Origin of the sequence: Pseudomonas sp. DY-1, from assembly GCF_003626975.1 — a bacterium.
In the GTDB taxonomy this organism is placed as follows: domain Bacteria; phylum Pseudomonadota; class Gammaproteobacteria; order Pseudomonadales; family Pseudomonadaceae; genus Metapseudomonas.
On record NZ_CP032616.1, the window covers coordinates 3221891 to 3235105 of the forward strand.

Annotated in this window: 14 protein-coding genes; 2 read left to right on the forward strand and 12 right to left on the reverse strand. The window is 61.0% G+C overall.

Annotation, left to right across the window (positions count from 1 at the left end; genetic code table 11):
* Window positions 1-2 precede the first annotated feature (2 nt).
* The 4 genes from D6Z43_RS15195 to D6Z43_RS15210 are packed head-to-tail and all read right to left on the reverse strand — an operon-like array spanning window position 3 to window position 2558.
* Complete coding sequence (locus D6Z43_RS15195; RefSeq protein ID WP_120652990.1) at window positions 3-500, reverse strand: PilX N-terminal domain-containing pilus assembly protein; 498 nt, start codon at window positions 498-500, stop codon at window positions 3-5.
* On the reverse strand, window positions 497-1642 hold the full coding sequence (locus D6Z43_RS15200; RefSeq protein WP_305955658.1) for a PilW family protein: 1146 nt from the start codon (window positions 1640-1642) through the stop codon (window positions 497-499). The genes D6Z43_RS15195 and D6Z43_RS15200 overlap by 4 nt, the downstream gene beginning before the upstream one ends.
* Window positions 1639-2211 carry a type IV pilus modification protein PilV gene (gene pilV, locus D6Z43_RS15205; RefSeq protein WP_174235585.1) on the reverse strand — a complete coding sequence of 191 codons (573 nt, stop codon included), beginning with the start codon at window positions 2209-2211 and terminating at the stop codon, window positions 1639-1641. Before pilV ends, D6Z43_RS15200 begins: the two co-directional genes overlap by 4 nt.
* Before the next feature lie 5 nt (window positions 2212-2216).
* Window positions 2217-2558 (reverse strand): type IV pilin protein, encoded by a 342-nt coding sequence (locus tag D6Z43_RS15210; protein ID WP_371924423.1) that lies wholly within the window; start codon window positions 2556-2558, stop codon window positions 2217-2219.
* 475 nt (window positions 2559-3033) lie between these two features.
* Here D6Z43_RS15210 and D6Z43_RS15215 point away from each other — a divergent pair, with 475 nt between their 5' ends.
* Window positions 3034-3549 carry a GspH/FimT family pseudopilin gene (locus D6Z43_RS15215; protein ID WP_120655275.1) on the forward strand — a complete coding sequence of 172 codons (516 nt, stop codon included), beginning with the start codon at window positions 3034-3036 and terminating at the stop codon, window positions 3547-3549.
* Window positions 3550-3636: 87 nt separating this feature from the next.
* On the opposite strand, the gene ispH is transcribed toward D6Z43_RS15215, so the two are convergent.
* From ispH to murJ, 6 genes are all read right to left on the reverse strand, one after another.
* Entirely contained in the window at window positions 3637-4584 is a 948-nt protein-coding gene (gene ispH, locus D6Z43_RS15220) for a 4-hydroxy-3-methylbut-2-enyl diphosphate reductase (protein ID WP_120652993.1), read from the reverse strand.
* 28 nt (window positions 4585-4612) lie between these two features.
* Window positions 4613-5050: an FKBP-type peptidyl-prolyl cis-trans isomerase gene (gene fkpB, locus D6Z43_RS15225; RefSeq protein WP_120652994.1), complete on the reverse strand. Its 438-nt coding sequence runs from the start codon at window positions 5048-5050 to the stop codon at window positions 4613-4615.
* Window positions 5043-5546: a signal peptidase II gene (gene lspA, locus D6Z43_RS15230; protein WP_044872181.1), complete on the reverse strand. Its 504-nt coding sequence runs from the start codon at window positions 5544-5546 to the stop codon at window positions 5043-5045. Before lspA ends, fkpB begins: the two co-directional genes overlap by 8 nt.
* The gene (gene ileS, locus D6Z43_RS15235; protein ID WP_120652995.1) at window positions 5539-8373 is read right to left on the reverse strand and encodes an isoleucine--tRNA ligase; all 2835 of its coding nucleotides are present in this window, start codon (window positions 8371-8373) and stop codon (window positions 5539-5541) included. The genes lspA and ileS overlap by 8 nt, the downstream gene beginning before the upstream one ends.
* Window positions 8374-8388: 15 nt before the next feature.
* The gene (gene ribF, locus D6Z43_RS15240) at window positions 8389-9327 is read right to left on the reverse strand and encodes a bifunctional riboflavin kinase/FAD synthetase (RefSeq protein WP_120652996.1); all 939 of its coding nucleotides are present in this window, start codon (window positions 9325-9327) and stop codon (window positions 8389-8391) included.
* Window positions 9328-9437: 110 nt separating this feature from the next.
* Window positions 9438-10973: a murein biosynthesis integral membrane protein MurJ gene (gene murJ, locus D6Z43_RS15245; protein WP_120652997.1), complete on the reverse strand. Its 1536-nt coding sequence runs from the start codon at window positions 10971-10973 to the stop codon at window positions 9438-9440.
* Between the two features lie 217 nt (window positions 10974-11190).
* Here murJ and rpsT point away from each other — a divergent pair, with 217 nt between their 5' ends.
* Complete coding sequence (gene rpsT / locus D6Z43_RS15250) at window positions 11191-11466, forward strand: 30S ribosomal protein S20 (protein WP_069082204.1); 276 nt, start codon at window positions 11191-11193, stop codon at window positions 11464-11466.
* Window positions 11467-11589: 123 nt separating this feature from the next.
* Here the strand turns inward: rpsT and D6Z43_RS15255 are convergent, their stop codons facing one another.
* Window positions 11590-12054, reverse strand: a complete 465-nt coding sequence (locus D6Z43_RS15255; protein ID WP_120652998.1) for a CreA family protein — start codon at window positions 12052-12054, stop codon at window positions 11590-11592.
* A 13-nt stretch (window positions 12055-12067) separates the two neighbouring features.
* Window positions 12068-13186 (reverse strand): glutamate 5-kinase, encoded by a 1119-nt coding sequence (proB, locus tag D6Z43_RS15260; RefSeq protein ID WP_028629629.1) that lies wholly within the window; start codon window positions 13184-13186, stop codon window positions 12068-12070.
* Window positions 13187-13215 lie beyond the last annotated feature (29 nt).

The window sequence follows — 13215 nt, forward strand, 5'->3', positions numbered from 1 at the left end:
GGTTACGGACACACGCTTTCCTTCTCGATCTCCGACAGTAACACCCGCACGCCAGACCGCACGCGCGCGGATGCACCGCTAACCGGATCGGAGACTGTCGCCACCAACTCCCAGACCGTGTTCCATTGCGAATCTGGCGGCTCCACCCCAGCGCGCAAGCCACTGAGCTGATCCTCGGTCGCGACAGGAAGCTCGGTTTCGCTCATGCAGACTGGGGTAGCGATGTCCACTGTGTAGTCGGCGGTACCGTCATTATTGATGTCCACGTTAATCGACTCGGCCGCCGGCGCATCGGTGAATGGCGAACTCACAACCTGTTCGATTGCGATGTTGGCGGCGGCCAGCGCCTCGTCTCGAGCCTGCATATTCCCAACCGATTTGAGGCTGCTGCCACTCATGGTGAACGCACTGCCCACCAGAAGGGTAAGCATCAGCAGCATGATCAGTCCGACGACGAGCGTCGCGCCTTGTTGATCGCGGTGCGCAGCCCTCATGATCATGGTGTTTCCCTCCGTCCCGAGACGTTGACCAGGCGAGCAGTGGTTGAATAGACGTGACGTTTGTAGTTACTACCGACGATCTCCGCTGCCGGATCGGCCGCCCCCAAGGCGTAGCTCTTGCTGTCGCTGAAACCCAGCGAAGGCTGAACGCCACGGACTAGCAGGTAGACCTTGACCGCGACCACGTCAATGAGCTGTTCCTCTGAGCAACCTGCGGCCGGGCAACGCACGAACTCGCCGTCCGCGGTCCCGTTGCCCCGATTGATCGGTCGCGAACGATCAACGTCGCCCTGGGCATTCAGGGCGAAATTGATCGCTTCGCTGTAATCATTGGCCACGCCACCATCGCCGACGCTGTCGATGCCCAGCTCAACCCGGAAGCCCTCGATGCCTTCGATCAGCGCTTCCCCTGCACCCGGCGTAGCTCCCGAACCGAAAGTCGAACGCATGAGCGTCGGTATGCCATCCCCGGCGGTAACCGAATAATCGCGGATGTAATAGAGATTGGAGACGAACCTGCGCTTGTCCGATAGTGTGGCGCAGTCCCTTTTCCTCAAGGTGAAGCCACTGGTGCCCAGCACGTAGCGAACCGCGTCATCCGCGCAGAAGGAGGACTGGAAGTAGAGCTTTCCAGATTGCTCGGCCTCGCAGTTGCCGACTCCGGGACGACACGTTTCAGCATGCCGCACCACGAGTACATCCGTATTGGCCTTCTTGTTGGTGACTATTCCAGAGCAGCCAGGCGGCACGCCGTCATATACCTGCACGGAGATGCCCAAAAGGTTCGCGTTATCGGCGGCGGTCCAGGAACACGGCTCTGGTACCGAGTCGGGAACGTCGGTAGGCACTGCGCTGCTGCTCAGGTCATCGAACTCGGGAACATAGCCACTCCAGAATCCTGCATGAGCCAGATCCTCTTGGAGCAGTTGCAACGCAAAGCGGCCATTCTCAATCTGCGCGTTAGTTTTGGCCATTTCATCGTTGGTCCTCGACACGTCTAGGAAAAGCGTCAGGACCGCCGCCATTATCAGTAGGCTGATGACGGCCGCGATCATCAGCTCGACCAGGCTAAATCCCGACTGTCGTAGGCGGCCACAAGTTCCGGATGCGAGGCCGCGAAAAGCGGTATTCATGTCATTCATAGGTTTGCGACACGCACAATGGTGGTTACCACACGCCGACAAAGGTCATTCGCACAAGCGGACCCGGTTACGCCGTTATAACTGTTAGCCCCGCACGCTACACCTGACGGTGGAGCCGAGATTGGTGTAAGCCCTTGCCAGGCAACGGTGACCAGATACTGATTGCTACCTATAGACTCCACGCAGCCCCTTGCCCCTACCATCGCACCGACCCTGGCCGTGCCGCTGGTCTCCGTCACGCCTTGCAAGGTATTGCACCACTCGCTGATGTCCCGGTCTCTAGGGGACGAACTCGACGTCACGCTTGCGCAGGTCATTCCAGCGCCCAGGGGAGATGTCGTTCCGGTGACATAACTAACCGCCGCGTTGCGATTGGCAGCAATGCGGTTTGCCATATCATCAAGCAGCAGCAAGGCCTGGGCACGCTGATACGCCTCCATTTCGGACTGCTGTAGCCGGGCCTGAAGGCCAGCCATACCCAGCAGCCCGATGGACAGGATGAGGATAGTGACCAGCACCTCGATAAGGGTCAGGCCGCGCTGCGGGGTCAACCACAATGAAGGATTCATTGCACCTACCACTTGGCCGGAGGGTTCTTGACCCCCTCATTATTGAGGGTCAAGTTTCCATCACTCGCCTGCGACCCAGCCGCCGTGAAGGTGATGGTGAAGCTGGGGACGGAACCGGAGCCCAGAGTGATGCTATCGGTGTACTTGCCGACCAGGTCGCTCTCAAGGCTATAGCCCAGTTGCTCCTTGGTCGCATACGTACGATTGGCGAGGAAGTACTGCTGCTGGCGATTGGCGATATCCATCATCTGCGCCTGTGCAGCCGCACGATTACCGCGAATCACATACTGCTGGTAACTCGGATAGGCGATTGCTGCAAGGATGCCGACTATCGCAACCGTGATCATGAGTTCTATGAGGGTAAAGCCACGCTGCTTCGTTCTGCCCACCGAGTCACCTTCTTGGGTTGACGACCAGAGTAGTGCCTGATTCGACTGCTTAATCCCTGATTCAGCTGAAATCCCTTCAGTTGCCGCCATTGTCCATTCTCCGACTGCTGTCGCAACTTCACCCGATTCTCGTCTCAGTTTCAGTGCGCACAACGGGTATCAGTCACCGACAGTGTAATGCGCGCTTTACACATGCTTTCCTAGGACATCCATACCCACAGCATGCGTCATTCCTTTATGGCGCGAAGTGATCTGCCGCCAATTTCCGGAGTTTTCCCTAATTCACCGTCGACCTGGTGATCTTGAGAAATCCCTTCAATTCCAGAAGCTTACAGGCCAGGCCTGATTCCGGTCCTTTTGTCGGCGACGGGCGGACAAAGGTCAGGGACGACAGGCCGATATTCCCTGAATTCTCAAGAAGGGCAAGGATGCCATGGTCAAAACCCCACACGGATTCACCCTTATCGAAGCATTGATCGTACTGACACTTGTCGCGCTGTCCATCAGCCTTGGCGTTCCGGCGCTCAGCCAGTTCATCCGGGCGCAGGAATTGACTTCCGCCAATCAGGCACTGATCACAAGCTTTGCCTATGCGCGCCAAGCATCGGTAACACGGAGGGTCGCGGTGCTCGTTGATAACCAGGACGGAAACTGGTCTACAGGGTGGCTGATCTACGCCGACCGGAACGACAATGGTCGATGGGACTACGACGACCCCGTACTGAAGCAGGTCGGTCCACAGCCGGAAGGGTTGGTCATCAAGGGCAATTCGCCAGTACGACGTTATGTGCGCTACACGCCAATGGGCCGAACAGCCTTGATAGGCGGCGCCTTCCAAGCCGGCACATTGACGCTTTGCCATGCCAATGGCCAACTGCCGGTCAGGCAGTTGGTACTAAATGCAACAGGCAGGGTACGCAACGTCAAGAAGAGGCCTGACAAGTGCTGACTCGCGGCTGCCCCGGTCTGCAGCAGTTTCAGCTCCGGATGGGCAAAGACTCTCGCACGCCTCCGGATTTGGGCGGTATGGGTAGTGTCAACCTACGTTGACCACCCGCAATTCCTTCGGCATGGAGAAGGTCACGTTCTCCGGCCTTCCATCCAGCTCTACCGCGACCTCCGCGCCCCACTCCCGGAGCTGGTCAATCACTCCTTGCACCAGCACCTCAGGCGCGGAAGCGCCGGCGGTGATGCCGACACGCTGTGCCTTGTCGAACCATTCGCGTTTGAGGTCCTCGGCGCCGTCGATCAGGTAGGCGGGGGTGTCCATGCGCTCAGCCAGCTCGCGCAAGCGGTTTGAGTTGGAGCTGTTGGGGCTACCGACCACCAGGACGATGTCGCTCTCGTTGGCCAGTTGCTTGACCGCATCCTGGCGGTTCTGGGTGGCGTAGCAGATGTCGTCCTTGCGCGGCCCACCGATGCTGGGGAACTTCGCGCGCAACGCGTCGATGACGCGACTGGTGTCATCCATGGACAGGGTGGTCTGGGTTACGAAGGACAATGCTTCCGGATTGCGGACCTGCAAGCGCTCCACGTCGGCCTCGTCTTCAACGAGGTAGATTGCGCCGCCATTGCTGGCATCGTACTGCCCCATGGTGCCTTCCACTTCGGGGTGGCCGGCGTGGCCGATCAGGATGCATTCGCGGCCGTCGCGACTATAGCGCGCGACTTCCATGTGCACTTTGGTCACCAGCGGACAAGTGGCGTCGAACACCCTCAGGCCACGGCGGGTGGCTTCCTGGCGCACGGCCTGGGAAACGCCGTGGGCGCTGAAGATGACGATGACGTTGTCCGGCACCTGATCCAGTTCTTCGACGAAAACCGCCCCCCGGGCGCGCAGGTCCTCGACCACGAACTTGTTGTGCACCACTTCATGGCGCACGTAAATCGGCGGGCCGAAGACTTCCAGGGCGCGGTTGACGATCTCGATGGCGCGATCGACGCCGGCGCAGAAGCCGCGCGGATTGGCGAGTTTGATTTGCATGGCAGTTACCTCGTCCGGCCGCAGGAGATCAGGCCGGCTTGACCGACAGGATCTCTACCTCAAATGCGAGTGGCTTGCCGGCCAATGGGTGATTGAAATCGATGGTCACATGCGTGTCGTCGATCAGCTTGACCACCCCAGGCAACTCGGCATTGGCCGCGTCATTGAAGATGATCAGCAGGCCTTCGGAAAGCTCCATGTCCTGGAAGTTGCCTCGAGGCATCACTTGCACGTTCTGCGGATTAGGTTGACCGAATCCCTGCTCGGGCTCGATGGCCAGGACGCGTTTGTCGCCGCTCTTGAGGCCGAAAAGCACGCTCTCGAAACCTGGCAGCAGATTGCCATCGCCCACTTTGAAGGTGGCTGGTTTCTTCTCGAAGGTGCTGTCCACCACGTCGCCGTTATCCAGCTTGATGGCGAAATGCAGGGTGACTTCCATGTCCGGCCCTATGCGATGTTCAGTCATGGGCAGGTTCTCCGGACTTCTTCGCTTTGAACATATCCAGCGCCAGCATCACGGCGCCGACGGTGATGGCGCTGTCGGCCAGGTTGAACGCCGGGAAGTACCAGCGGTTCTGCCAATGCACCAGGATGAAATCGACCACGTGGCCAAGCACCACGCGGTCGTAGAGGTTACCGAGGGCGCCGCCAAGGACCAGGGCCAGCGCGACAGCCAGCCAGGTTTCCTCGGGTTTCAGGCGCTTCAACCAGACCACCAGCACACCGCTGACCACCAGTGCGATCACGGCGAACAGCCAGCGCTGCCAGCCGGAGCTGTCGGCGAGGAAACTGAAGGCCGCACCAGTGTTGTAGGCCAGAGTCCAGCTGAAGTAGTCCGGAATGACCACGATCTGCTGGTAGAGGTTGAGTTCGGTTTCGAAGAACCATTTGCTCGCCTGGTCCAGCACGAATACCAGGGCAGTCAGCCAGAGCCAGCCGAGTCGGCCGTATGCCTTAGGCATAGTGACGAACCTCGCCGGCTCCATCGATATTCTCGACGCAACGACCGCACAGATCCGGATGCTTCACGAACTGGCCGACATCGGCTCGGTGGTGCCAGCAACGACCGCACTTGGTGTGGGCTGACTTGTGGATCTTCAGCTTGAGACCGGCAACTTCGGTCTCCACGGCATCGGCCGGCGCGCTGGCCAGGGGCTGGACGTCAGCAGCCGAGGTTATCAGCACGAAGCGCAGTTCATTGCCCAGCTTGGCCAGGCTCGCCACCAGGGCGTCCTCGGCGAACAGGGTGACTTCGGCCTGCAGGTTGCCGCCAATCGCCTTGTTGCTACGCAGGTTTTCCAGCTCCTTGTTGACCGAGGCCTTGACGGCCATGACCTGCTCCCAGAACTCGCGGTCCAGCTCAGTGCCTTCGGGCAGTTCGGACAGGCCCTGGTACCAGGTATTGAGCATGACGGACTCGTTACGCTCGCCCGGCAGGAACTGCCAGATTTCCTCGGCGGTGAAGGCCAGGATCGGCGCAATCCAGCGCACGAGCGCCTCGGCGATGTGGAACAGCGCAGTCTGGCAGGAGCGGCGCGGTATGCTGTCAGAGGCTGTGGTGTACTGACGGTCCTTGATGATGTCGAGGTAGAAGCCGCCCAGCTCTTGCACGCAGAAGTTGTGCACTTTCGAGTAGACGTTCCAGAAACGGTACTCGCCGTAGGCTTCTTCCAGTTCGCGCTGCAGAAGCAGGGCGCGGTCCACGGCCCAGCGGTCGAGGGCCAGCATGTCTTTGGCAGGCAGCAGGTCCTTGACCGGGTCGAAGCCGTTCAGGTTGGCCAGCAGGAAGCGCGCGGTGTTACGGATGCGGCGATAAGCATCGGCGCTGCGCTGGAGGATCTGCTGGGAAACGGCCATCTCGCCGGAATAGTCGGTGGCCGATACCCACAGGCGCAGGATGTCGGCACCCAGGCTGTCGGTAACCTGCTGCGGGGCGATGACGTTGCCGAGGGATTTGGACATCTTGCGGCCGCTCTCGTCCACGGTGAAGCCGTGGGTCAGAAGCTGGCGGTAAGGGGCATGGCCGTCGATGGCGCAGCCGGTCAGCAAGGACGAGTGGAACCAGCCACGGTGCTGGTCGGAACCTTCCAGGTAGAGGTCGGCAGCCGGGCCGCTGGCGTGGCCCAGTTCGGCGTGGGATCCGCGCAGGACGTGCCAGTGCGTGGTACCCGAGTCGAACCAGACGTCCAGGGTGTCGCTGATCTTGTCGTACTGGCCAGCCTCGTCACCGAGCAGCTCGGCAGCGTCCAGCTTGAACCAGGCTTCGATACCTTCCTGCTCGACGCGTTGAGCAACCTGCTCCATCAGCTCGACGGTGCGCGGATGCAGGTCGCCGGTGGCCTTGTGCAGGAAGAACGGGATCGGCACGCCCCAGTTGCGCTGACGGGAGATGCACCAGTCCGGACGGCCGGCGATCATGCCGTGCAGGCGGGCCTGCCCCCAGCCGGGGACGAACTCGGTCTGCTCGATGGCGGTCAGCGCACGCTCGCGCAGAGTCGCGCCCTGCTCCGGCTGCTTGTCCATGCCGACGAACCACTGTGCAGTGGCGCGGTAGATCAGCGGGGTCTTGTGGCGCCAGCAGTGCATGTAGCTGTGGCTGATGGATTCGTGCTTGAGCAACGCACCCACTTCTTCCAGTTTGGCGACGATAGCCGGATTGGCTTTCCAGATGAACTGGCCGCCGAAGAACGGCAGGTCCTGGACGTAGACGCCATTGCTCTGTACAGGGCTGAGAATGTCATCGTTGCTCATGCCGTACTGCTTGCAGGTACGGAAGTCATCCTCACCGTAGGCCGGCGCGGAATGAACGATGCCAGTGCCGGCACCCAGCTCGACGTATTCGGCCAGGTATACGGGGGACAGGCGCTCGTAGAACGGATGACGGAAACGGACCTGGTCCAGCGACTCGCCCTTGGTGGTGGCGATGACCTGACCTTCCAGGCCGTAGCGCTGCAGGCAGGATTCAACCAGTTCTTCGGCCAGCACCAGCAGGCGCGCGCCGGTATCGACCAGCGCGTAGTCGAACTCGGGGTGGACGTTCAGCGCCTGGTTGGCCGGAATGGTCCAGGGGGTGGTGGTCCAGATGACGATGGCAGCAGGCTTGGCGAGGCTGGACAGGCCAAAGGCGGCGGCCAGCTTATCGGCATCTTCGATGGGGAAGGCGACGTCGATCGCATCGGACTTCTTGTCGGCATACTCGACTTCCGCCTCGGCCAATGCCGAGCCGCAGTCGAAGCACCAGTTCACCGGTTTCAGGCCCTTGAACACGAAGCCCTGCTTGACCATTTCAGCCAGCGCGCGGATTTCGCCCGCCTCGTTGCTGAAAGCCATGGTCTTGTAGGGATTGCTCCAGTCGCCCAGCACGCCGAGGCGGATGAAGTCGGCCTTTTGGCCTTCGATCTGCTCGGCGGCGTAGGTACGGCACAACTCACGGGTCTTGTCCGCGGCCATGTTCTTGCCGTGGGTGGTTTCGACCTTGTGCTCGATGGGCAGACCGTGGCAGTCCCAGCCCGGGACATAAGGGGCGTCATAGCCCGCCAGGGTCTTGGAGCGGACGATGATGTCCTTGAGGATCTTGTTGACCGCGTGACCGATGTGAATGCTGCCGTTGGCGTAAGGCGGGCCATCGTGCAGGACGAACCTCGGGCGACCTTCGCCGATCTGCCGCAGCTTTCCGTACAGGTCGATGCTGTTCCAGCGCTGCAGCAGTTCCGGTTCGCGCTGGGGCAGACCGGCCTTCATCGGGAATGCCGTCTCTGGCAGGTTCAGGGTCGCTTTGTAATCGGTCATTTCAGTCCAGGCTCTTCAATTTGATTGAGTACCCTGCCAATAGGCACGGGCGGCAGCGACATCCGCATCGATCGCCGACTTCAACGCCTCCAGGGAGGCAAAACGCTGCTCATCACGCAGCTTGTGGTGGAAGGTCACGCTGATCCGCCGGTCGTAGAGGTCGGCGGAATAGTCCAGCAGATGGACCTCCAGGTGGGCGCGTCCGTCGCCCTTCACGCTGGGGCGCACGCCGATGTTCGCAACGCCAGGCAGTTGCCTGCCTTCCAGCTCCACACTGACCAGGTACACACCATTGAGCGGGACGCGGCGGCGCTTGAGCTGCACATTGGCAGTCGGGGTACCCAGCTGGCGGCCGAGCTTCTGCCCGTGCAGCACACGGCCGGTAATGGTGAATGGACGCCCCAGCAGCCGCTCGGCAAGCACGAAGTCGCCCTCGGCCAAGGCTTGGCGCACGCGGGTGCTGCTGACCCGCAAGTCGTCCAGCTCAACAGTTGCAGCGGCTTCGACACTGAAACCTTCCGCTTCGCCGGCTTGCAGCAGGAAATCGAAATCACCGGCGCGGTCGCAGCCGAAACGGAAATCGTCGCCGATCTCCAAGTGCTTGGCGCCCAGCCCCTCGACGAGTACTGCATGCACGAATTCGGCGGCACTGAGCTCACGCAGGCGGTGGTTGAACGCCAGGCAGAGCACCCGATCCACCCCTTCACGAGCAAGCAGCTCGAGCTTGTCACGCAATCGTGTGAGGCGGACAGGAGCAGTGTCAGGGCCGAAGTATTCGCGTGGCTGCGGCTCGAAAATCACCACGCAAGTGGGTAAACCCAGCTCAGCCGCACGCTCGCGCAACCGCTTGAGAATGGCCTGATGGCCGCGGTGCACGCCGTCGAAATTGCCGATGGTGGCGACACAGCCCCGATGATGGGGCCGCAGGTTGTGTAAACCTCGAACCAGCTGCATAGCACAAGTCTTGTTCACAAAGTGGTCGATTATACGCACAGCCGAGGCTGGACAACAGGCGCTACAGGCCCGTCACCGCGACAAGCGGCGACGAGTCGCAACCCGAAGAGTCACACGGCCCGTCGTGCGAAGTCCCGAAGACGGAAGCCCAGCAGTGCCAGCATGCCGAAATAAGTGATCACACCCGCACCCACAAGGGCAGCCAGGCGCACCAGGCGCTCGGCCATCCCCCCCTGCTCCCAGGCGGGCAGCAGGTACATCACCCCGAGCAGAACAGCACACATTGCCAGCACCGCGAGCAACAGTTTTGCGAGGAACTTCCCCCAGCCCGGCTGCGGCTGGAACAGCTGCTGCTTGCGCAACTGCCAGTAGAGCAATCCGGCGTTCATGCAGGCGGCGAGACTGATGGCCAGTGCCAGGCCGGCATGTTTCAGGGGGAAGACGAAGGCGAGGTTCATCAACTGGGTCGCCACCAGGGTGAAGATGGCGATCTTCACCGGCGTACGGATGTTCTGGCGCGCATAGAAACCGGGTGCCAGAACCTTGACCAGGATGATCCCGAGCAGACCCACGGCATAGGCGATCAGCGCGCGCTGGGTCATCAGCGCATCGATGGCGGTGAATTTCCCGTACTGGAACAGCGCCACGGTCAGCGGTTCGGCCAGCAACGCCAAGGCCAGGGTGCATGGCAATACCAGCAGGAAGCAGAGACGCAGACCCCAGTCGAGCAACTGCGAGTAGGCATGGCGGTCGTCGCTGGCGTACGTCTTGGCCAGGGAAGGCAGCAGGATCGTCCCCAAAGCCACGCCAAGCACGCCTGACGGCAGCTCCATCAGACGGTCCGCGTAGTACATCCACGACACCGACCCCGCCGCCAGGAACGAGGCGAAGATGGTGTTGATGATCAGCGAGATCTGTCCTACGGAAACCCCGAAGATCGCCGGCCCCATCTGTTTGAGTACGCGCCAGACGCCGGTATCTCGCAGATTCAGGCGCGGCAACACGAGCATACCGATGCGCTTGAGCGCCGGCAGCTGGTAGAGCAGTTGTGCCAGGCCGCCTACGAGCGTCGCCCAGCCAAGAGCCATGATCGGCGGGTCGAAATAGGGAGTCAGGAACAGCGCGAAGACAATCATGCTGACGTTCAACAGGGTCGGCACGAAAGCCGGAACCGCATACCGGTTCCAGGTGTTGAGGATGGCCCCCGCCAGGGAAGACAACGAAATCAGGAAAATGTACGGAAAGGTCACCCGCAGCAGATCGGTGGTCAGCGCGAACTTCTCGGGGGTGTCGGCGAAGCCCGGCGCGGTCACCCAGATCACCCACGGCGCCGCGAGTATGCCCAGCAGGGTCACCAGCGCCAGCACCAGCGTCAGCAGACCGGAGATGTAGGCGATGAACGTACGGGTCGCCTCCTCGCCCTGCTGGGTCTTGTACTCCGCCAGGATCGGGACGAATGCCTGGGAGAACGCCCCTTCGGCAAAGATGCGACGCAGCAGGTTGGGCAACTTGAAGGCGACGAAGAACGCGTCAGTGGCCATTCCCGCGCCGAAATAGCGTGCGACGATGGTATCGCGGACGAAACCCAGTACGCGGGAAAGCATGGTGATGGAGCTGACGGCCGCCAGCGACTTGAGCAGGTTCATTCAGGGGTCCGGACAGGTGTTGCACAGCCCTTAGGCAGTGCTGCCAGGGGACGGTCAAGGCTGCCGAGTGTAGAGTCCGTGCGGGATAAAAGCATCCAGCAAGAAAAGCTGACGCTCGTCGCCCGACCTGCCTGATCGCCCTTGACAAGGCCAGATCACGTCGGCATGATTCGCGGCCTTAATTTGATTCAATTCCCCAGTTTCGAGGAGCTTGACGGTGGCCAACACACCTTCTGCCAAAAAACGCGCCAAACAGGCTGAGAAGCGTCGTAGCCATAACGCCAGCCTGCGCTCCATGGTTCGTACCTACATCAAGAACGTGGTCAAGGCTATCGACGCCAAAGACCTGCCCAAGGCACAAGCCGCTTTCACCGCTGCTGTACCGGTGATCGACCGCATGGCCGACAAAGGCATCATCCACAAGAACAAAGCTGCTCGTCACAAGAGCCGCCTGAACGCCCACATCAAGGCGCTCGGTCAAGCTGCTGCCTAAGCTTGAGTTCTTGCGAAAAACCGGCCTTCTGGCCGGTTTTTTATTGCCTGCATTTTATGCAACAGGATCTGCATCCATGAAAAAGCCCGGAGATTCCGGGCTTTTCTTCGCTCTGGCATTAACTCAAGGCCGGTTCGGCCATGGAATGATCGGGATCGCGGTAACGGCATTCTGCGGACTGCCCTCGATTATGCGATCGCTGTAGACCAGATAGACCAGCGTATTGCGCTTGCGATCGAAGAAGCGCACGACCTGCATGGTCTTGAACACCAGCGATGTGCGTTCCTTGAATACCTCTTCGCCATCCTTGAGCTCGCCATTGAAGCGAATGGGCCCCACCTGACGACAGGCAATGGACGCCTCGGCACGATCCTCGGCCAACCCCAGACCACCCTTCACACCGCCAGTCTTGGCTCGCGAAAGGTAGCAGGTCACACCCTCCACCTTCGGATCGTCGAATGCCTCGACGGTAATCTTGTCATTCGGCCCCACCCACTTGAACACCGTGGATACCGAACCGATTTCCTCCGCGACAGCCACCAGCGGCATTGCCAGAAGCGCCACCACCATTCCCTTGATCAGTCGCATCTACCCCTCCAACTCAGACCAGAACCAGGTTGTCTCGATGCACCAACTCCGGCTCATCGACATAACCCAGTAGCTTTTCGATGAGATCGGACGATTGGCCGATGATCTTCTGCGCCTCGAGCGCACTGTAGTTGGCCAGGCCGCGGGCGATTTCCGCACCATCAGGCCCGACGCAAACGACCATCTCGCCGCGACGAAAGCTACCCTGGACGGCTTTCACGCCGACCGGCAGCAGGCTCTTGCGGTCTTCGCGGAGCGCCTTGACCGCCCCCGCATCGAGCACCAGGGTGCCACGGGTCTGCAGATGACCAGCCAGCCACTGCTTACGCGCGGCCAGCATGCCGCGCTCAGGCGCAAGCAGCGTGCCCAGACGCTCACCAGCCTTGAGGCGATCCAGAACACGCTCGATTCGCCCACCAACGATCACCGTATGGGCGCCGGAGCGAGCCGCCAGCCGCGCAGCGCGCAGCTTGGTCTGCATGCCACCGCGCCCCAGAGCACCACCGGTGCCGCCAGCCACAGCATCCAGCGCCGGGTCATCGGCACGGGCCTCGAAGATCAATTGAGCATCAGGATTGTGGCGAGGGTCTGCATCGAACATGCCGTCGCGATCGGTAAGGATCACCAACAAATCCGCCTCCACCAGGTTGGCCACCAGAGCCGCCAGGGTGTCGTTGTCACCGAAGCGAATTTCATCGGTAACCACGGTGTCGTTTTCGTTGATCACCGGAATCGCACCCAGCTCCACCAAAGTGCGCAGAGTGCTGCGAGCGTTCAGGTAGCGCTTGCGATCGGACAGGTCGTCGTGAGTCAGCAGGATCTGCGCAGTGTGACGGCCATGCTCGGCGAAACTGGACTCCCAAGCCTGGACCAGCCCCATCTGCCCTACGGATGCGGCAGCCTGCAGCTCGTGAACGGCGCTCGGACGGCTCTGCCACCCAAGGCGACTCATACCAGCCGCCACGGCACCGGAAGACACCAGCACCAGCTCCACCCCCGCATTACGCAAGGCCACCATCTGCTCGACCCAGACAGCCATTGCCGAGCGATCCAGCCCGCGACCGTCAGCCGTGAGCAAAGCACTACCAATCTTCACCACCCAGCGCTGCGCGCCAGTCACCTTGTCCCGCATATCGTCCAACCTTAGCTAGAAGGCCACGC

Excerpts from the sequence above, each read along its gene's own strand:
- D6Z43_RS15195 (WP_120652990.1), bottom strand. The coding sequence starts at position 500 with ATGATCATGAGGGCTGCGCACCGCGATCAACAAGGCGCGACGCTCGTC.
- D6Z43_RS15200 (WP_305955658.1), bottom strand. The coding sequence starts at position 1,642 with ATGAATGACATGAATACCGCTTTTCGCGGCCTCGCATCCGGAACTTGT.
- pilV (WP_174235585.1), bottom strand. The coding sequence starts at position 2,211 with ATGAATCCTTCATTGTGGTTGACCCCGCAGCGCGGCCTGACCCTTATC.
- D6Z43_RS15210 (WP_371924423.1), bottom strand. The coding sequence starts at position 2,558 with ATGATCACGGTTGCGATAGTCGGCATCCTTGCAGCAATCGCCTATCCG.
- D6Z43_RS15215 (WP_120655275.1), top strand. The coding sequence starts at position 3,034 with ATGGTCAAAACCCCACACGGATTCACCCTTATCGAAGCATTGATCGTA.
- ispH (WP_120652993.1), bottom strand. The coding sequence starts at position 4,584 with ATGCAAATCAAACTCGCCAATCCGCGCGGCTTCTGCGCCGGCGTCGAT.
- fkpB (WP_120652994.1), bottom strand. The coding sequence starts at position 5,050 with ATGACTGAACATCGCATAGGGCCGGACATGGAAGTCACCCTGCATTTC.
- lspA (WP_044872181.1), bottom strand. The coding sequence starts at position 5,546 with ATGCCTAAGGCATACGGCCGACTCGGCTGGCTCTGGCTGACTGCCCTG.
- ileS (WP_120652995.1), bottom strand. The coding sequence starts at position 8,373 with ATGACCGATTACAAAGCGACCCTGAACCTGCCAGAGACGGCATTCCCG.
- ribF (WP_120652996.1), bottom strand. The coding sequence starts at position 9,327 with ATGCAGCTGGTTCGAGGTTTACACAACCTGCGGCCCCATCATCGGGGC.
- murJ (WP_120652997.1), bottom strand. The coding sequence starts at position 10,973 with ATGAACCTGCTCAAGTCGCTGGCGGCCGTCAGCTCCATCACCATGCTT.
- D6Z43_RS15255 (WP_120652998.1), bottom strand. The coding sequence starts at position 12,054 with ATGCGACTGATCAAGGGAATGGTGGTGGCGCTTCTGGCAATGCCGCTG.
- proB (WP_028629629.1), bottom strand. The coding sequence starts at position 13,186 with ATGCGGGACAAGGTGACTGGCGCGCAGCGCTGGGTGGTGAAGATTGGT.